The sequence below is a fragment of the Tenacibaculum sp. 47A_GOM-205m genome (assembly GCF_000518405.1).
Lineage (GTDB): Bacteria > Bacteroidota > Bacteroidia > Flavobacteriales > Flavobacteriaceae > Polaribacter > Polaribacter lutimaris.
On the sequence record NZ_JADN01000007.1, the window covers coordinates 305,832 to 325,735 of the forward strand.

At 30.3% G+C, this 19,904-nt stretch carries 19 protein-coding genes; 18 read left to right on the forward strand and 1 reads right to left on the reverse strand.

Annotated elements, in window-relative coordinates; translation table 11 throughout:
* Positions 1–89 precede the first annotated feature (89 nt).
* From N534_RS0108450 to N534_RS0108515, 14 genes are all read left to right on the forward strand, one after another.
* Positions 90–962, forward strand: a complete 873-nt coding sequence (locus tag N534_RS0108450) for an alpha/beta hydrolase (RefSeq protein WP_028892074.1) — start codon at positions 90–92, stop codon at positions 960–962.
* The gene (gene msrB, locus N534_RS0108455) at positions 959–1,426 is read left to right on the forward strand and encodes a peptide-methionine (R)-S-oxide reductase MsrB (RefSeq protein ID WP_028892075.1); all 468 of its coding nucleotides are present in this window, start codon (positions 959–961) and stop codon (positions 1,424–1,426) included. The genes N534_RS0108450 and msrB overlap by 4 nt, the downstream gene beginning before the upstream one ends.
* Positions 1,427–1,689: 263 nt before the next feature.
* A complete protein-coding gene (gene ffh, locus N534_RS0108460) occupies positions 1,690–3,018 on the forward strand; it encodes a signal recognition particle protein (protein ID WP_028892076.1) in 1,329 nt (442 codons plus the stop codon).
* A gap of 86 nt (positions 3,019–3,104) precedes the next feature.
* Positions 3,105–3,989, forward strand: coding sequence for a bifunctional methylenetetrahydrofolate dehydrogenase/methenyltetrahydrofolate cyclohydrolase FolD (folD, locus tag N534_RS0108465; protein ID WP_028892077.1), 885 nt, complete (start codon positions 3,105–3,107; stop codon positions 3,987–3,989).
* A gap of 167 nt (positions 3,990–4,156) precedes the next feature.
* Positions 4,157–4,786: a cation transporter gene (locus tag N534_RS0108470; RefSeq protein WP_028892078.1), complete on the forward strand. Its 630-nt coding sequence runs from the start codon at positions 4,157–4,159 to the stop codon at positions 4,784–4,786.
* A gap of 184 nt (positions 4,787–4,970) precedes the next feature.
* Positions 4,971–6,065, forward strand: a complete 1,095-nt coding sequence (locus N534_RS0108475) for an AraC family transcriptional regulator (protein WP_156025580.1) — start codon at positions 4,971–4,973, stop codon at positions 6,063–6,065.
* A gap of 119 nt (positions 6,066–6,184) precedes the next feature.
* Positions 6,185–7,657, forward strand: coding sequence for a serine hydrolase (locus N534_RS0108480; RefSeq protein WP_028892080.1), 1,473 nt, complete (start codon positions 6,185–6,187; stop codon positions 7,655–7,657).
* 285 nt (positions 7,658–7,942) lie between these two features.
* Positions 7,943–8,290, forward strand: a complete 348-nt coding sequence (locus N534_RS0108485) for a hypothetical protein (RefSeq protein ID WP_028892081.1) — start codon at positions 7,943–7,945, stop codon at positions 8,288–8,290.
* Positions 8,284–8,715: a hypothetical protein gene (locus tag N534_RS0108490; RefSeq protein WP_028892082.1), complete on the forward strand. Its 432-nt coding sequence runs from the start codon at positions 8,284–8,286 to the stop codon at positions 8,713–8,715. The genes N534_RS0108485 and N534_RS0108490 overlap by 7 nt, the downstream gene beginning before the upstream one ends.
* 99 nt (positions 8,716–8,814) lie before the next feature.
* Positions 8,815–11,211, forward strand: a complete 2,397-nt coding sequence (locus tag N534_RS0108495; protein WP_028892083.1) for an AAA family ATPase — start codon at positions 8,815–8,817, stop codon at positions 11,209–11,211.
* Between the two features lie 85 nt (positions 11,212–11,296).
* Positions 11,297–11,983: a hypothetical protein gene (locus N534_RS0108500; protein WP_156025581.1), complete on the forward strand. Its 687-nt coding sequence runs from the start codon at positions 11,297–11,299 to the stop codon at positions 11,981–11,983.
* Between the two features lie 153 nt (positions 11,984–12,136).
* A complete protein-coding gene (locus N534_RS0108505; protein ID WP_028892085.1) occupies positions 12,137–12,589 on the forward strand; it encodes a hypothetical protein in 453 nt (150 codons plus the stop codon).
* Positions 12,590–12,681: 92 nt separating this feature from the next.
* Positions 12,682–14,355 carry a DNA mismatch repair protein MutS gene (locus N534_RS14615; protein WP_038005789.1) on the forward strand — a complete coding sequence of 558 codons (1,674 nt, stop codon included), beginning with the start codon at positions 12,682–12,684 and terminating at the stop codon, positions 14,353–14,355.
* Between the two features lie 129 nt (positions 14,356–14,484).
* A complete protein-coding gene (locus N534_RS0108515) occupies positions 14,485–15,702 on the forward strand; it encodes an alpha/beta hydrolase-fold protein (protein ID WP_028892086.1) in 1,218 nt (405 codons plus the stop codon).
* A 54-nt stretch (positions 15,703–15,756) separates the two neighbouring features.
* Here N534_RS0108515 and pepE read toward each other — a convergent pair whose 3' ends face one another.
* A complete protein-coding gene (gene pepE / locus N534_RS0108520) occupies positions 15,757–16,464 on the reverse strand; it encodes a dipeptidase PepE (RefSeq protein WP_028892087.1) in 708 nt (235 codons plus the stop codon).
* Between the two features lie 135 nt (positions 16,465–16,599).
* On the opposite strand from pepE, the gene N534_RS0108525 reads away from it, so the two are divergent.
* From N534_RS0108525 to N534_RS0108540, 4 genes are all read left to right on the forward strand, one after another.
* Positions 16,600–17,373: a carboxypeptidase-like regulatory domain-containing protein gene (locus N534_RS0108525; RefSeq protein WP_028892088.1), complete on the forward strand. Its 774-nt coding sequence runs from the start codon at positions 16,600–16,602 to the stop codon at positions 17,371–17,373.
* 4 nt (positions 17,374–17,377) lie between these two features.
* The gene (locus N534_RS0108530; RefSeq protein WP_028892089.1) at positions 17,378–18,196 is read left to right on the forward strand and encodes a carboxypeptidase-like regulatory domain-containing protein; all 819 of its coding nucleotides are present in this window, start codon (positions 17,378–17,380) and stop codon (positions 18,194–18,196) included.
* On the forward strand, positions 18,193–18,996 hold the full coding sequence (locus N534_RS0108535) for a carboxypeptidase-like regulatory domain-containing protein (protein WP_028892090.1): 804 nt from the start codon (positions 18,193–18,195) through the stop codon (positions 18,994–18,996). The genes N534_RS0108530 and N534_RS0108535 overlap by 4 nt, the downstream gene beginning before the upstream one ends.
* A gap of 84 nt (positions 18,997–19,080) precedes the next feature.
* Positions 19,081–19,878, forward strand: a complete 798-nt coding sequence (locus N534_RS0108540; RefSeq protein WP_028892091.1) for a carboxypeptidase-like regulatory domain-containing protein — start codon at positions 19,081–19,083, stop codon at positions 19,876–19,878.
* Positions 19,879–19,904 lie beyond the last annotated feature (26 nt).

Here is a 19,904-nt window from a genome sequence, read left to right on the forward strand (position 1 = left end):
TGACACGAAATTAATTTATTTGTCACAAAACTGGCAATAAATTATGAGTTTAAAGCTACAAATTCTATCTTTATCTAAAAAACTAATTCATGAATTTTATACATTCAAAAAACGCTTTACCCAGTATTAAAATTCCAAAGCCAATTATTTTATCCGCTAAAGTTTTACAGTCTATTTCTAACAATTTAGCTACAAAATTTGGAGTAAAATTATTTACAACTCCTGTTAGCTTTCCGATACCCAAAAGAGAAAAAGTAATGTTCGAAAGTGCTCAGACTAAAACTATAAATATTCCTGCTATTTCAAGAGACATTCAAATATTATCTTACGGATACTCAGCTAAAAAAGTATTGTGGGTACATGGTTGGGCTGGAAGAAGCACACAATTATATATGATTGCTGATAAGTTACTAGAAAAAGGCTACATGGTTATTTCTTTTGACGGTCCTGCACATGGAAAATCTACAGGGAAAACAACGGAAATGCCAGATTTTCTAGAAACCATTGCTGAAATTGACAAGCAATATGGACCTTTTGAAGCAGCTATTGGTCATTCCTTTGGTGGTGTATGCTTGTATAATGCATTTTCAGAAGGTTTTACTGTAAACAAATTGGTTACCGTGGGAGCAGCAGATAAAATATCAGATGTTATTTTAAACTTTACAAAGAATTTGCAAGTAAAACCAGTTATAGCCCACAAAATGAAACGTTTTTTTGATAAAAAATGGCAACGCAATATCGATTTACACTCATCGAGTGTGAAAGCTAAAAATGTAGATATTCCTACTTTAGTCGTTCATGATTCTTTTGATGGCGATGTGGATGTAAGTTGTGCTATAGAAATTCGTCAAAACTTACAGAACGGAACACTTTTAATTACTGAAGGATTAGGGCACACCAAAATTCTTCGTGATGTAAGAGTAGCTTCTAAAATTGTCGATTTTATTATACAACCATCATGAAAAAAATAATATTTCTATTCGTACTAGCTTTATTCTTATCATATTCTGCAAACGCTCAGAAACATAAAAAATATAAAATCAATAAACCGAATAGTGAATGGAAAAAGTTACTAACACCACAGCAGTATTTTGTGCTAAGAGAATCAGGCACTGAGCGTCCTAATTCTAGCCCTTTAAACTTTAATCATAAAAAAGGAGTGTATGTGTGTGCTGCTTGTAAAACTCCGCTTTATAAATCTGAAAATAAATACGACTCAGGTAGTGGTTGGCCATCTTTTGATAGAGCTATTTTAGGAAATGTAGAGATAGACACCGACTATAAACTTGGATATGCACGAACAGAATTAAAATGTGCTAATTGTGGTGGACATTTAGGTCACTCTTTTGATGATGGACCAAAAGAAACCACCGGTAAACGTCATTGTATTAATGGGGTTGCTTTAGAATTTATTCCAAAGAAATAAGATTTTAGATACAAAACCGCTTTACTTTTACTCTTTAGAATTAAGAAATAGAAACCTGTTCTTAATTCTTGACACCTGAAGAAAAAAACGTAAACATTTTACGGATGATTTATAGTTTAAAAAAACGTTTTCCTCTTTAATTCTCTACTTATAATTAAAATCAATCATAAATAGTAAGGTTTTACCAAAAATTTCTATCAACAAATTGCTAAAAACTAACAACTAATAACTAAATTTGTGCCTCTAAAAAATGAAGCCGATACATGTTTAATAATTTAAGCGAAAAGTTAGATAAGGCGTTACATACGCTAAAAGGACACGGAAAAATTACCGAAGTTAACGTTGCAGAAACGCTAAAAGAAGTTCGTAGAGCTTTATTAGATGCCGATGTTAACTTTAAAATAGCAAAAGAGTTTACCAAAACTGTACAAAAGAAAGCCTTAGGTCAAGATGTATTAACTACATTAAACCCTGGACAATTAATGGTTAAACTTGTTAAAGACGAGTTAACCGAATTAATGGGTGGTGATACAGTAGGTATTAACTTAGGTGGTTCGCCAACAGTTATTTTAATGTCTGGTTTACAAGGTTCAGGTAAAACAACCTTTTCTGGTAAATTAGCTAACTACCTTAAAACTAAAAAATCAAAACAGGTTTTATTAGTTGGGTGTGATGTATATCGTCCTGCGGCAATTAATCAGCTACGTGTAGTTGGTGAACAAATTGGTGTAGAGGTATATGCAGAAGAAGGAAATCAAAATCCTGTTGAAATTTCTTTAAATGCTATTAAGCATGCAAAAGCTAACAGTAAAAATGTGGTGATTATTGATACCGCCGGTCGTTTAGCTGTTGATGAAGAAATGATGACGGAAATTTCTAACATCCACAAAGCGGTAAGCCCACAAGAAACTTTATTCGTGGTTGACTCTATGACAGGGCAAGATGCGGTAAATACAGCCAAAGCTTTTAACGATGTATTGAATTTTGATGGAGTTGTTTTAACCAAATTAGATGGTGATACTCGTGGTGGAGCTGCTTTATCGATTAAGTCGGTAGTAGATAAACCAATCAAATTTATCGGTACGGGTGAAAAAATGGATGCAATTGATGTATTCCACCCAAGTCGTATGGCTGATCGTATTTTAGGTATGGGAGACGTTGTTTCGTTAGTAGAACGTGCCCAAGAACAATACGATGAAGAAGAAGCTAGAAAACTACAAAAGAAGATTGCTAAAAATCAGTTTGGTTTTGATGATTTCTTAAATCAAATCAATCAAATCAAAAAGATGGGTAGCATGAAAGATTTAGTTGGAATGATTCCTGGTGCGGGTAAAGCCTTAAAAGATGTTGATATTGATGATGACGCATTTAAAGGAATTGAGGCTATTATACACTCTATGACTCCTGCTGAAAGAAGTACACCTTCTATGATTAATGCGAGTCGTAAAAAAAGGATTGCGAAAGGATCGGGTACTTCGGTTCAAGAAGTAAATCAGCTGATGAAACAATTCGACCAAATGAGCAAGATGATGAAGATGATGCAAGGTGGTGGCGGAAGAAAAATGATGCAAATGATGAAAGGCATGAGATAATATTTTAGAAGAGAAGTTTTGTCGGCTTCTCTTTTTTCTTTTTTAGACTAAAAACAACACACTAAATAACACACAACACACTAAAAATGATTTTACTAGACGGTAAAAAAACATCAGCAGACATTAAAGAAGAAATTGCTTTAGAAGTAGCAGAATTAAAAGCAAATGACAAGAAAACTCCTCACCTAGCAGCTGTTATTGTTGGTAGCGATGGTGCTAGTTTAACTTATGTAAATGCAAAAGTTAAAGCTTGTGAGCGTGTTGGATTTGAATCTACTTTACTTCGTCTTCCTGAAGAAACTACTGAAGAAGAATTATTAAACGAAATTGCTATTTTAAATATCGATAAAGATATTGATGGTTTTATCGTACAACTTCCTCTACCCGATCATATTGACGAGCAAAAAGTTTTAATGGCAATTGATCCTGATAAAGATGTAGATGGTTTTCACCCAATGAATGTTGGTAAAATGACCTTAAATCTTCCAACCTTTATCTCGGCTACTCCTTTCGGAATTTTAGAATTATTAGATCGTTATAATATTGAAACTTCTGGTAAAGATGTAGTAGTAATTGGACGTAGTCATATTGTAGGAAGTCCGATGAGTATTTTATTATCTCAAAAAAGAAAAGTAGGAAACGCTACCGTTACCTTAACACATAGTAGAACTAAAAACTTAAAAGAAATTACTCAAAAAGCAGATATTATTGTAGCTGCTATTGGTATTCCTGAGTTTTTAAAAGGTGATATGGTTAAAGAAGATGTGGTAATTATTGATGTTGGAATTACACGTGTTGCTGATGCTTCTAAGAAGAATGGATTCAGACTAGTTGGTGACGTAGCTTTTAATGAGGTAAAAGAAAAAGCATCTTACATTACGCCTGTACCAGGCGGAGTAGGACCTATGACAATTGCAATGCTATTAAAAAACACCTTATTAGCTTGTGAACGTAGACAAGAAGAAGATTAAAAACACACATTATATATAATACAAAAGACTGCCCTTTAAAAGCAGTCTTTTTTTGTAGTAATATCAGTTAAAAGCACTTGTTAACCATATTTAACTATCTTTTTGTTATATTGTTTGTTTAGTGTCAAGTTGTAAAAGTCTTGAGAAACAGAATAAAATAGATTTTAATGGCAGATAACAAAAAACTATATAAAATAGCATTTGGACTTGCAATATTTACAATAATCTATAACATTGTAGAAGGAATTATCTCAACATACTTAGGGTTTGAAGATGAAAGTCTTGCTCTTTTTGGTTTTGGATCAGATAGTTTTATAGAGGTTATTTCAGGACTTGGAATTGCCCATATGATAGTAAGAATTCAAAAAAATCCTAATAGTAAACGTGATGATTTTGAGCGAACAGCTTTAAGAATTACTGGAATTGCTTTTTATATATTGGTTTTTGGACTTGTAGCAACTAGTATTTATAATATCTGGACAGGACATAAACCACTTACAACTTTTTGGGGTGTTGTGATTTCTATAATTTCTATCCTAATAATGTGGATATTGGTAATTTGGAAAAGAAAGGTTGGTAATCAACTTAATTCCGTACCAATTTTAGCCGATGCAAATTGTACAATGGTCTGTGTTTATATGTCTATAATTTTACTTGTGAGTAGCGTAGTTTATGAATTGTTTAATATTCCTTACATAGACAGTATTGGAACACTTGGACTTTCTTACTTTGCCTTTAAAGAAGCAAGAGAATGCTTTGAAAAAGCTAAAAGCGACAAAAACTGCTGTTGCGATTAGATAAAAAATCAACGTGCAATAAATATAAAACTACTACTCTCCTCCTTTCTAACCCTCTACTTCTTAAACACCTGTTTAATTACCTTTTTTGTTATATTAGCCACCTTTGGCTACGATTGTACAATAAATATAAATATTGCTTTTTGTAGCGTACAGAGGGATTACTCATAAAAACACAAGGCTATTGGAAAGTAAAATAGAACTTATTGAAAGTATTGGAAAGATTATTGTATTTATGATGATACTTCTTTCTGTTTTTCTTTTTACTGTTAAAACAAAAAATAAAGTGCCAAATACAATTTTTGGTATTTACTTACTGGTTATTACATTTGATTTAATAGGCTTATTTACAAACAAAACTCTACAATATCCTGCTATTCAAAATTTAAAAGTAGCCTCTAGCCTACTGCAATTACCTTTGTTCTATCTCTATGTATTATCCGCTTGTTATTCAAATTTTAAGATTACAAAAAAGCATGCTATTCATTTCTTCTTATTTATCGTTTTTTTAGTCATTTTTTATATTACGGATGCATCTAATCAGAGCTTATTACTTTATGAAATAGTCAGTGAAATACAATTTATTAGTTACATCATTGCCATATTTATAGTTTTGAAAAAATACAAAACAATCTATCTTGAAAACTATTCAAACGCCAATTATGCCGTTTATAAATGGCTTTTTCAAATTACATTATTTTCTTGCATAGCTCACTCATTTGTATTGGTAAGATGGTTTTTATCCAACTCTATCTATCAAGAATACGTTTTAAATATTAATCTATTAATAAGTTTTTCGGTTTTATCTATTACTATCTTTTTTGTGTTAAAAGCGTTGTACTATCCACAACTTTTTACGGGTATAAACATAAACTTAGAGCCACTTAGTGCTACTTCAAAAAAGAAAACTAAGGCATTAAGTGCGAAAGAAAGCGAGGTTGAAAGCCAGTACTTAGAAACACTCATCACGTTTATGAATGATAAAAAACCGTATTTAGATTTTGAATTAACCTTGCAAAAACTGTCTGTTAAAACCAAGATTCCAGAAAAAGAATTATCGCTATTAATTAATCATCATTTAGGAAAACACTTTTTTGATTTTATAAATGAGTACCGTATAAATGATGCAAAAACACTACTACAAGCCCCTTCTAAAAAAGACCTTACAGTATTAGAAATCTTATACGAAGTAGGTTTTAATTCTAAGTCTTCATTTTATAGTGCTTTTAAGAAAGCAACAAACCAAACTCCAACACAATACAGAAAATCAAGAGGTTAAACTTAGTCTTACTTTTAATTGTACTCTTTTTAATCATAAAAATGAGTCCGACTTTCTCTACTCGGACGTTTTTAGACACTTGATAATTCATATTTGCCTCAAATTAAAATTGTACAAGCATGAAGTTTATTAACACGCTGATATTAATAATATCTATTCAATTCTGCTTTAGTCAACAAACACCAAAAGAACTAAAAGGTATTGAAAGTGAGATTAATCTATTAATGAAAAAATACAAGGCAGTCGGGGTATCTGTGGCTGTAGTTAAGAATGATAAAGTGATATACTCAAAAGGATTTGGTTATAGAGATTTAGAAAATAAACTACCGGTTACTACCAATACTATTTTTCCTATTGGGTCTGTTACTAAATCATTTACAGGATCTGTTTTAGGCATATTAGCATCTAAAAATCAGGTATCTCTAAAAAGCAAACCAGCATTTTATCTTCCAAATTTTGAGTTTTATAACGACACCATGAACAATTTAATAACCATTGAAGACCTATTAAGCCATAAAAGCGGAATAGGAAATCAAGGAACTACACAAATTTTCTTTCCAGAGAAAGACAGATTAAAAATGGTACAGCGCCTCAAAAATTTAAAACCTGAAGCTGAAGTAAAAAATAGTTTTGCCTATAGTAATATGGCATACACCCTTGCAGGAACAATTATTGAGCAAGTTACAGGAGATAGTTGGGAAACCAATATTAAAGAAAAGATATTTACTCCACTAGAAATGACTAATTCATATATCATATTAGATAAAATGAAAAAAACGTCTAATTACTCTTTACCTTATGGTATATATAAAGGAAAAATTGAGAGAGTAAGCTTCGAAGAATTTAACACCATTAGTGCTGCAGGTGCTATTAAGAGTACTGTAAATGACATGTCTAATTGGATGTTAACTTGGTTAAACAACGGCGTATATAAAAACTCTCAAATCATTCCTAAAGAGTACATAAAGAAAGCAACAACTCTTCAAAATAGTAACGAAGGAAGTTATGAAAAAGACGCTTTTTTATTCGGAGAAGGCTTTGGATGGCGTCTACGATCTAGCTACGGACATTTTAGAGTTGAACATGGAGGAAATACCTACGGATTTAGTTCAGATCTGGCACTATTTCCTTTTGAAAACATAGGAATTGTGGTTTTAACCAACCAAGATAACTCTCTCTTACCGTATATGATAGTGGACACTATTACAAGAAGATTATTTAATATTACCCCAGAAGCTAACTATCCTGTTAAAGTAAAAGAAATATATAAGCCTATGCCTTATAAGCAATTTAATAAAGATAAAATGCCAACCCATTCTTTAAATTCATTCTGTGGTACTTATGAAGCTAAAGGGTTTGGAAAGATAGAAATTGTAAAAGAAAAGAATAAACTATATGCTATTTTACCTACCTATAAATTTCTGTTGGAGCATTTAAACTATAATTCTTTTTTCTTAAAACCTACTAAAGAGTTTAAAGACGTATTTAACCCTCAATTTGACATTCAATTTATGAATAATATTAAAGGAAAAATTACATTATTAAAAATGTACTCTCAAAAAGAACCTATTGAATTTAATAAGACACATTAAACTTGCGTGAGTTCACCTTTAACTTAAAAACACCCTATTTGACTTATTTACTAAGAAAAGAAAAATAGTAATATACCAACTCTTCTATAATTAAAAAGACTACTTTTAAGTGGTCTTTTTTTTATGATTTGTACTCAAAAACTATTTTAAATTACAAATTTTATTCTATCTTGCTAATGCTATAAAAACAGAAATAAAATTGCTTAAACTTTATATATCCCATACTATTCTCCGGATAAAACAACTAAAGTTTGGCATATAACGAGTTGTGGTTAATTTGAGAAAATGACAATAGAAGAACTAAAATCGAACATTAAATGGTGGGAATCCAAAAGATGGATTTACAATGTTGCTGTTGGACTTTTCGGAATTTTTGGAATTTACGATGGACTTTCAAGAGGAGAATACTCTTGGACAATAGACGACACAATCGGAATTTTGATTTGGGGAATTGGAGCAAATATTTTTTATTCACTAGGAATTTTATTGGAATTATTTGACTGGTATTACCTAAAAAATAAAGTCGGAATTAAAAGGTTCCGAATGATATTCTTCATAATCGGACTTTTTTTCAGTTGCTTATGGACTTTATGGTGTAGTTGGTTATATTTTGCAAAGCCTTATTTATGGTAAAAAACATCATTTTTATTTTTCTAATTTTAACTATAATTAGTTGTAAAAAAGAAAAAATTGACGGAATAATTATTGGCGACACTTTGTTCGTTCATCTATCTGTTTCAGAAAATAGAAAAATGGTAAATCTGATTAACCAAGCTCTGAAAAAAGATAAAAATGCAATCATTGAAATAACAAACTTTCCGAATGGTGGAGCTGCAAGCTCATATGATTTAGGATACGTTTTAACTCAAATTATTTACCGAATTGGAGAAAACGAATTTGCAGATATTTTGAGAAAAACACCAAAATCGGAACGAAATGAAATTGAAGGATTAATCGCTGTTGGACTTGAATACGGAGACAATGACTATGATGGAAAAATGGACGAGAAAAGAATGGAAACAGAATTTCCTAAACTGACTGAAATACTTAATGAATAAAAAACTAACCACAACACCGTGTATAATTAATTGCTTAACCAACGCAACTAACCATACACAATCACGTTGTGGGTAATGTAACTCGAGCAATAAAAATAGATGATTACAAAGTTTAAAACGATAAATAATCTTGCCGTATTTCAAAATTTTGATTGGAATTCAACCATTCGAGATAAAGGAAACAATATTGTTCTCTTTAAACCAATCAATATTATTTATGGTCGAAATTATTCGGGAAAAACTACCCTTTCTCGTATTGTTAGAGCATTAGAAACCGGTAACTTATCCGACAAGTATGAGAATCCTCAATTTGAAGTTAGTATCACAGATGTTGCAGATAGCACACCTAACAATTTAACTGGACACGGGAAAAAAATCAGAGTTTTTAACGAAGACTTTGTAAAAGCTAATCTTCGTTTTATAGTAAATCCAGATGAAAGCATTGCACCATTTGCAATAATTGGCGGTAATGCTGCAATAGAAGCTGAAATTCAGGAACTAAAAAACGAATTAGGAGAAAAAGAAAACATTGATGAAGAAATCGATGCAACAGGATTTTACCTTGAATTAAAAAATGTTTCTGCAACAGCTAAAACTGCGTTGCAAGCATTTCAGACCGCAAATAAATCTTTAAACGACCAATTAAGTTCTAAAGCAACAAACAATCCTAACGGAATAAAGTACAAGTCTGCTAAGTATGGTGACCAAAACTACAATATTAACAAGTTAAAAAACGACATTGGAACTGTTTTAGAAGCTTCTTTTCAGCCGTTAACTGATGATGAAGTAGCTCAAAAACTTAATTTGCTTCAAGAGAGAGCAAATCCAGATATTCCAGAAATTTCTAAACCAAATTTAGAATTAGCCACACTTAATATAAAGGCAAAAGAACTTGTAACAAAGTCAATCAGCAGTTCCAATAAAATAGAGCAGCTCTTAAAAGATGCTATTCTCAATCGTTGGGTAAAAGAAGGACGTCAACTACACAAAGAAAAACTTGAGCAATGTTCATTTTGTGGTAACGATATATCACTGGAGCGTTGGAAAGAACTGGATAGCCATTTTGATGAAGAATCTGAAAAGTTAGAAAAGGAAATTGATTTATTAATTTCTGAAACCGAAAATTCAATTCAGAATATTGACTCAAAGCTTCAAATAAACAAAAATGTGTTTTATTCAAAATTTCATTCCGAATTGGACACTTTGATCACAAATAGGCAACAAACTATTGATAACATAAAAATTGAATTAAATATTGTCAAAGAAAAGCTTCAAGAGCGTAAAGACGATTTGCTGAATCCAAAAAATTATAATGATATCACAGATTACAGTCAACAACTGGAAGATTGTTGGACATCGTTTGAAACTTTCAGAACCCAAGCAAACGAATACAGTAATTCTTTAGGTACAGAACAGACAGAGGCGAAAAGATTATTGCGATTGAGGGAAGTCAATGACTTTACAACAAATATTCAATATGTCAATACAATAGCAAGAATTCAATCTTTGAAGGCAACTTCTGATATTGAAACACAAAATAAGCAAGTTGTAGAAGAGAAAATCAAACAGCAGATTGATCAAATTGAGGATAAAGAACGTTTAATGAAGGACGAAGAAAAAGGGGCACTAAAAGTAAATGAGTATCTCAATAATTTTTTCGGACACGACTTTCTATCTTTAAAAGCTTTAGAAGAAACCGATAGTTTTGGTGGTAAAAAAATAAAATTTGAAATTGTACGTAATGGAATCAAAGCGCATCATTTGAGTGAGGGTGAAAGCAGTCTTATTGCGTTTTGTTATTTTATGGCAAAGCTTGAAGATGTCGAAACGAAAGGTAGTAAACCAATTATTTGGATAGATGACCCAATTTCAAGTTTGGATAGTAATCATATATTTTTTGTTTACAGCCTAATTAACGCTGAGATCTTTTCAAAACAAGAATTTGAGCAAATATTCATTTCTACGCACAATCTTGATTTCCTAAAATACTTGAAACGACTACCAAGTGCTTTGAATAAAAATCAGTGTAACTATTTTTTAATTTCTAGGGAAAATGAAATCAGCAAGATTATTATAATGCCTAGATATTTGAAAGATTATGTAACAGAGTTTAATTTTCTTTTCCACCAAATTTACAAGTGTTCAGTTGTAGATCCTGAAGATGAAAATCAACACAATTTGTATTATAACTTCGGAAATAACACTCGAAAATTCTTAGAAGCTTTTTTATATTACAAATACCCAAATGCTAATAGCGATATTGAAAAGCTGACAAAGTTTTTTGGGAACAATAGACAGGCTTCGGCAATGACTGATAGAATCAATAATGAATTCTCGCATTTGGAAGGGTTGTTTGAAAGAAGTATGACCCCTATAGATATTCCTGAAATGAAAAAAACAGCAAAATTCATTTTAGATAAAATCAAAGAAAAAGATAATGAGCAATATGATGCTTTATTACTTAGTATTGGAATAGAAACGGAAAACGAAGTATAAACACTACCCACCACAAAGTGTATAGTGCATACCCTTCGGGATACGCACCATACACAAAACGTTAGCTGTAATTAAAATAAAAACCGTGAAAAATAGAATATTCCTGATAATTATAATGGTTTTGACTTTCAATTCTTGCGGAATTTTTAAGACTCATCATAAGGATAAACTAATTGATTTTGAGAATAATAAAATTCCTCAAAAAACTTTAAAACTGAATGGTTATTACTTTGCGGAATTAGAACGTGAAGCTCAAAGTTTTGACAAAATTCAAGGAGATAAAATTAAATGTCTTTCTGCATTTTTTATTTATGAAGATGGCTTTGTTGTGAATATTCGTGGAATTGACGGAATAACAAATTACACTTGTGCGCAAGGTAAAACTTTTGAAAACTCTTACGAAAGTGCACACAAGGCAATTGAATTAATGCTTGAATCTCAAAATTCAGAAGAAAAACGAACTAAACGAATCTGTGAATTTAAACCAAACGACATTGGGAATAAAGGTTTGGCTAAAATCAATAGTGATAGAATTAAAATTCAGTTTTACAGTATTGAAATGCAAAAACCAGGAAAAGATTCTTTCAATTCAGCATATTTATACGAAATGAATGGAGTTATTAAATCTGACTTAAGTTTTGTAATAGAAAATGAAACCGAATATAGAACCAACAAAACAACAACTGAAAATACTATTTTCCGATTTAGACAAACTGAACAGAAACCGAATATTGAGAATTATTTCAAAAAGAATATAAACCGATTTAAATAACTGCTTACAATAATGTATAACCGCAATTACGGCGGATTCGACTACGTCCGAATCCACTCGGTAATTGCTAACATCCGTCCTTAACCGAATATTTTCAGTACTTTTACCCGTAACTGACGATTATACGAGTACGTTGTTGGCAACATTTGATAAATGAGAAACGCAATCAAATTCGGAATACTAAATTCAATTATCGGACTTTTACTCGGAATCTATATTGCGTATTCTGCAATCGGAAACGATTATTGGGTTTTAGCAATTGGAGCGCCAATTTCAGCTTTTGTCTGTGGATTTTATTTTTGGAAACTGATTTTTAAAAAATCAACTGAAAATAGAAATGGAAAACTAATTTTAATCGGACTTTTAACTGGAACGGTTTCACATTATCTATGTTGGATTTTGCTGAGTATAGGAATGAATATTTGTTATTGGACTACTGGGAATTGTATAGGTTCTTTAGGAGACCCACCTACTCAAATTTGGGAAATGCTAATTTACGGAATTGTAATGACAGGAGTAAGTTTATTATTTTATGGCTGGATAACAATTCCAAGTTCAATCGGAATTGGATTTTTAGTTGACCGAATAAATAAAAAGACGTTGTAGTAATGTAAAAGCACTTCATTAAAATTCACCAGATGAATAATAATCTAAAAATATTTTGTAACATTAAATAAAAATTACACACTAATTATTTAATGATTAAAGACATAATATTTCAAATTAAATACACTTTTTCTCAAGTAAAATTCAACCGAAAAAAAGAGTTAAATAAAAGATTAAAAGAATCATTTGGAAATCTAAAAAATGACTCTTTTGACTTTGATTCCATTGAAAAATACTTCAGAAAGAAAGATAATTCAAAAGCATATCAAGTATTATCAGACAAAACTTGTAACGACTTGGATTTTGATGATTTGTTTATGTTTCTTGATCGAACTCATTCTAAAGTTGGTCAACAATACTTTTACAATAATCTTCGAACAATACAAGCAAATGAAAAGCAAACCAAGCTAAACGAAGAAATAATAAAGGAATTATCCGAAAACCCTGAATTAAGAATTTCAGTTCAAAACAAACTTGAAAAGTTAAAACATAAAGATGCGTATTATATATCTACTTTATTTCAAGAAGAGCATCTTAATCCACCAAAATGGTTTTTTGCAATAAAATTTTTGTCGTTTGCTAGTTTAGTGTCACTAATTTTAGGCTTTTTCAATCCTATCTTTTTCATAGTTTTATTAGGTGTCTTTTGCATAAATTTTGTGCTTCATTATTGGAATAAGAATAATTTAGTTCAATATGTAGGCTCAATTCCACAGCTTTTAAAACTTAATAATGTTGCATCACATTTATTTACCAACTCATTATTTAAAAAATTGAATCCTGATTTACCAAAGTCAATTAAACTAATAAATGAAGTTAAAAATAGAATGTCTTTTTTCTCACTCGAAGCCAAACTTCAAGGAGAATTTGAAATCATAGCTTGGTTTATATTTGAGATTTTTAAAACAATGTTTTTGCTTGAGCCTTTATTGTTATTTGGTGTTTTAAAAAGGCTTAATACGAAAAGAAGCGATATAGAAAGCGTTTTTAAATTTGTTGGGCATATTGATACACTAATTTCCATAACATCTTTAAGAAATGGGCTTGCAACATTTTGTTTGCCAATTATTAATGATGGAGATAAAATTATTACCAAAGACATTAGTCATCCTTTAATTTTTAATTGTACAACTAACAGTATTGAAATAGCTGAAAAATCGATACTTCTTACAGGCTCAAATATGTCTGGAAAAACTTCTTTTATTCGTGCTATTGGACTGAATGTAATAACTGGACTTACAATTAATACTTGTTTTGCAAAATCAATGACTCTTCCTTTATTAAAAGTGTTTTCGGCTATTCGAATAAGTGATGATTTGATGAACGATAAAAGTTATTATTTTGAAGAAGTTTTAACCATCAAGGAAATGCTTGAAGAGCGTGAAAACGGAAATAAAAATCTCTTTCTTTTAGATGAAATATTTAAGGGTACAAATACCGTAGAGCGCATTTCTGCTGGAAAATCTGTATTATCTGCTTTATCAAAGAATAATAATAAAGTATTGGTTTCAACTCACGACATAGAATTGACAGATATGCTTTCAGACGAATATGAATTATACCATTTTAGCGAAACAGTCAATGCTAATAGTATTGGTTTTGATTACAAACTGAAAGAAGGAAAACTAAAAAATAGAAACGCCATTAGAATACTTGAAATTAATGATTACCCTAAAGAGGTTGTGAAAGAAGCAATCGGAATAGCTAAAGAATTAGACAAAACATATTTAGTAAAAAGCACTACTAACAACAACATGTATAATTAATAGCTAGCTCTCTCCAACTTACTAAACCCCTCACCCTCACGGATTTTCCTTTCGGTTATTTTTGCTAAATTAGTTACTTAAAATACTTTATAACAAATTAAACGAAGACTTAATATTAGAAAATAATAAATGAAAACACGTTTCATATTTTTTTTACTACTGATTATTAACTACTATGCAAAGGCTCAAGAATTCACTTCTTACGAAAAACCTTTGAATATAAATTTGCATTCAGAAGTATTAAACGATTCTGTAAATCTGGAGATAACCTTACCTAAAGAGTTCAAGAATCAAATAAATACAAAATATCCTATTATATATCTTCTAGACAAGCAGCTACATAATAACTATACATACAATCTACAAACTATTGACTATTTAAGCTCGTTACAATGGATGCCCAAAGCAATTATTGTTGGCATTACTTTTTCTCGTAAAAATAGAATTTCATGGACCGTTCCCAATGAAAATGGTGGAAAAGCGGATGATTTGATATTGTTTATTAGTAAAGAGTTAAATGATAAATTGAAAAGAGAATACCCTGTTTCTAATTTTAATTTATTGATAGGGCATTCGCGTACGGCTATTTTTTCCTCTTATGCTCTTTCAAAGAAACCTGATTTTTTTAATGGCACAATAGCAAATAGTGTTTCTAATTTCGACTTTGGAGATAAAGTGCAGCAAAAACAGTTTGACTCTTTTTTGAACAAAATTTCTTCAAGCCCCAATAAATACTTTTACTTTTTTTCTGTTGGAGAAAAAGTATACGGAGACTTACATGAATCAGCTGTAGATAGTTTAAACCACTATTTAAATTCTAAAGAACTACCTAAAAACCTGGAATGGAAATACTTCAAACATAAAGTTGCTCATGATCTTACGCCAGGAGTTACCGTAAGTAATTCGTTAAGTCAAATTTTCAAAGATTATGGCAGAAGAATAGATCTTTGCTTTAAACTTGCTAAGTCATCGAAAAATAAAGTGCCATGGAATGATTTTCAAGATTTATATACATCAATATCAACTGAATTAGATTTAAAAATAGAACCGTCTGAGTTATTCTTCAACAGTATTGCCTCAGAATATTATAATGATTATGATAGTATATACGGTGATAAAAAACTAAATTTTACGCTGGAAATTCTATTAAAAGCAATAGAAAAATACCCTAAAGATTTTAGCTATTTCAGTTGGATAGGAGAAATCTATATGACTCGAAAAGATTATGAAAAAGGACTTCAGTTTCTTAATAGGTCGATTGAGATCATTAATAATGATAAATCTATCTCGAAATCTGACAGAATAAGTTACATTGAAGAAATAGAAGCGTTAAAAAAAACAAAATAACTACCTACACATCATACAAAAGTCCGTTACTCAAAAAACATTTCGATTTCTTTATTAAAAATACTGGCTAATTTCTTTATCACTTTCTAACTCTACAGCTTCTTTGTTTTGTTGAAATAAACGCGCTGTATAGTTTCCTCGTAATACAATTGAATTTCCATTAACTTCTAACCAACTACCTTCACGTAATCCTAATACAGACGTTTCGTTAAAAATATGATACTCTTTAATACGAGTTTCTCTAGTTTCTCCCATATGCGTAGAATCTGGGTTCGGATCTAAATAATGTGCATTGATGTTAAACGGAATAAACCCTAAGGTTTTAAAACTTGGCGGATACATAATAGGCATATCGTTAGTATTCATCATAGTTACCCCACAAATATTACTACCTGCACTGGTACCTAAATACGGAGTTCCATTTTCAACTGCCGTTGTTAAATCTGGAAGTATATCATTTTTATATAATTGGTTTACCAGTTCAAACGTATTACCTCCTCCTGTAAAAATTGCTTCAGCTTGTAAAACAGCTTCCTTCGGATTGTCAAACTCATGTATCCCTACTACTTCTTTATCAATAGTAGCAAAAGCATTTCGAGCTATTTCAGTATACTCATCATACGTTTTACCACTTGCGCGTGCATACGGAATAAATAAAATTGTAGATACTTCTTTAAAAAAGTCTGTCAACGTTGGTAATATATATGCTAAATATCCACTTCCGTGTACTGTAGATGTACTTGCTACGATAAGTTTTTTCATTTGTTATAAATGCTATTATTCTTAGTATCAGCACTAAATTTTGAAAGAACAATTAGTGCTTTTGTTTTTCAAATTAACAAAAATTTACCATGTCATTAAAACATTTTTAAGACAAGTAGGTGGTTTATTTGTGATATGAGAAACTTTTTACTTATTTTTTTTACTATATTTTCTTGTGTAGTTTATGCACAAAATCCTACTAAAATTATCAAAGGAACTGTTTTTATTGATAGTATTCCTACGCAAGATGTTCACATCATCAACAAAAAATTAGCTCTCGGAGCTATTTCTAACGAAAACGGACAGTTTGAAATTTTGGCAGAAGAAAATAACATCCTATTAATTTCTCATCTAAACTTAGAGTACAAGGAAATTACAGTTAGTAAAGAAAATATAAAAGCTAAAAACATAGTTATTTATGTTGATAGTAAAACACATATGCTTGATGAAGTTGTATTGGAAAAACAAAAAAATATTTTAGAAATTGATCAAGATATTCTTGCTAATGCTCCGGTTGTTAATGCAAAGACCTTAAAACTCCCCTATGCCAATGTAAAACCCAAAGATGATAAAACAGTAAAAATTGAATCGGGAATAACTATAGGGCTCTCTGGACTTGTAAATGCCCTTAATGGAAATAATAAAAAGAAAAAATTACTTAAAAAACTAAAAGTAGAAGATCAAAACATAGCTAACATCCGAAAACATTATACAGATGGCTTTTTTATAAGACAACTAAAAATTAAAGAAGAACATATTAATTCATTTTTAGAAAGTTGTATTTCAAAAGGTATTATCAATCTGTATAGAAAAGACAAAGTTCTTGAATTAACTTCCGTTTTAATTGAAAACAGTAAACACTCTCCTTACCTATTAGAAAATGAACATATAAGACTCACTCAAAAATAATTGCATGATCAAACAACTACCCATCACTTTACTTTTATTACTTACCTTACAAATAACTGCACAAGAAAAACGAAAATTCTTATATGCATCTGTCCACGATGAAATAGCATCTGTACCCAATGCGCATATCATCAATTTAAATACGAAACAAGGTACTTTTACTAATGATAATGGAGGATTTAGGATTTTAGCAAAACCAAATGATTCTTTACAAATCTCATTCGTAGGCTACGAAACGAAAATCATTAAAGTTGAAACGACCCATTTTGGAATTGAAGAACATAAAATAAAACTTAAAAAAATAGCTATTGAACTAGATGAAATAGAAGTGAAAAAACATAACTTAATAGGTTCTATTGCTATAGATGCTAAACAAACTCCTAAAGATATTGGGATGGATAAAGCTAAAAAGGCTATCGATTTTTCTATGATTAATTTTCAAGCCCCTGTTATTATGCCTATTGATGAAATTGATAGAATGAAAGCACCCAATGCTAGAAAAACGACTGATCCGACAGCTAAATTTGCAGGCATTGGTGGTGGAGTTAGCTTGGGAAAAGATAAATATTCTGAAAACAAAAGAAAAGTAAGAAAAGAAATCAGCTATAAAGAAAAACTTCCTAAAATACTACTCTCTGAATTTGGAAGTTACTTCTTTTTTCAAGAATTAAAAATTCCTAAAGACAAATACTTACATTTTTTAGAATACTGTAATTCTAAAGGCATCGAAAAGTTATACAGAGATGGGAACATTTTTAAAGTAATTGATGTTTTACGAAAAGAAAGTATCAGTTATTTAAACATTATTCATGAAAAAGAATGAAGAAATTATTAATCATACTATGTTTTACTTCATCTATTAAAGTTCTATCCCAAGAACGAAGAACTTTTTTATATGCCTCAATTTATGATGAAATTGGTACTGTATCAAATACTCATATAATCAATTTAAATACCAAACAAGGTACTTTTACGAATGATAATGGTGAATTTAGGATTTTAGCTAAAGCAAACGACTCTTTACAAATCTCTTTCATTGGTTATGAATCTAAAATTTTCAAGGTAGAATCAAAACATTTTAGCATACAAGAAAACAAAATTGAACTTAAAAAAGTAACAATAGAGCTAGATGAAGTAACTATAAAAGAACACAACTTACTTGGATATATTTCTTCTGACACTAAACATATTAAAACTGAAAAAGAAATTAATGCTGAAACCCTAAAACTCCCTAATGCTGGATCAAGGATTCTAACTCCCGCTGAAAGACGTTTATACACAGGAATGGGTGGACGCCCCTTAAAACTTGAAGGTTTCGGTTTTATTTTTTCAACAGATTATATTATTAACTCCATATCAGGTAGGCTCAAAAAGCTAAAAAAAGAAAAAGCCATTGAGGATACAGAAAAGAGAATACAACATATACGCAACAATTATCGAGTTTATATACTGCATGAATTAAAAATTATACATGAAGACCTTACAAGATTCATCTACTTTATTGAAAACTCTAATAATTTTTATCCTTCACTATTAGCTGATGAAATAACTATGATTTCATTCTTAAAATTAAAATCTGAAGAATTTAAAAAGTTAAACCCACAAAATTACAAACCAAATTAACAATAGTAGATAAGAATTTAAATTATTGATTTTAAAATATTTTGTATCTTTATAAGTAAGCACTAACCTACAATACTTACCATTATGAAGCGATTTTTTATAGCCTTACTTCTTTTATCACAAGTAGCGTTCTCACAAGAAGAACGAAAAACACTTTTCGGAATTGTTTATGATGAAAATGGTGTTTTAGAAAACGCTCATATTGTTAATTTTTCTACAAATCAAGCTACATTTTCTAACGAAAATGGAGAGTATCGAATTTTTGCAAAACCAAATGATTCAATCAGATATACCTCTATCGGATATAAAACTATTTTTGAAACACTAACCAAAGAAGACTTTAACACCTATCGAAAAAGAACTACTTTAGAAAAACAAGATTACGAGTTAGACGAAATTTTATTGAGAAACAATGAGCTATCAGGAGAACTCACTAAAGATTTACGAAAAGTAAAACGTGATAAAAATTCAGAAATTGCTAGTAATGCTACTGACTTCTCTAAAGTAAATTACGATAATTACACTTCTGATGATCATATAAGTTTGCATGTAAAACCAAATATAGTTAGAGTTGACCCTACTAAAGATTTTGAAGGATTTGGTACCACCAATACATTTCCTGTAAAAGACTCAAAAAAAATACAAATGCTCCGCAAAGAATTGGCTTTTAAAGAAAATTTACCAGCTAAACTATTAAGTGAATTAGGAGAAGATTTCTTTTTTGTCGAACTAAAAATCCCTGTGAATAATTATTATCATTTTCTTGAATACTGTAACCCATTAGGTATCGAAAAACTATATCAAAATAGTGAAGTGTTAGAGGTTATTAAAATTTTAAGAAAAGAACACACTAGTTATTTAGAAATTATCAAAAAACAGTAATTTGGCGCAATAATTGTTTTAAACTA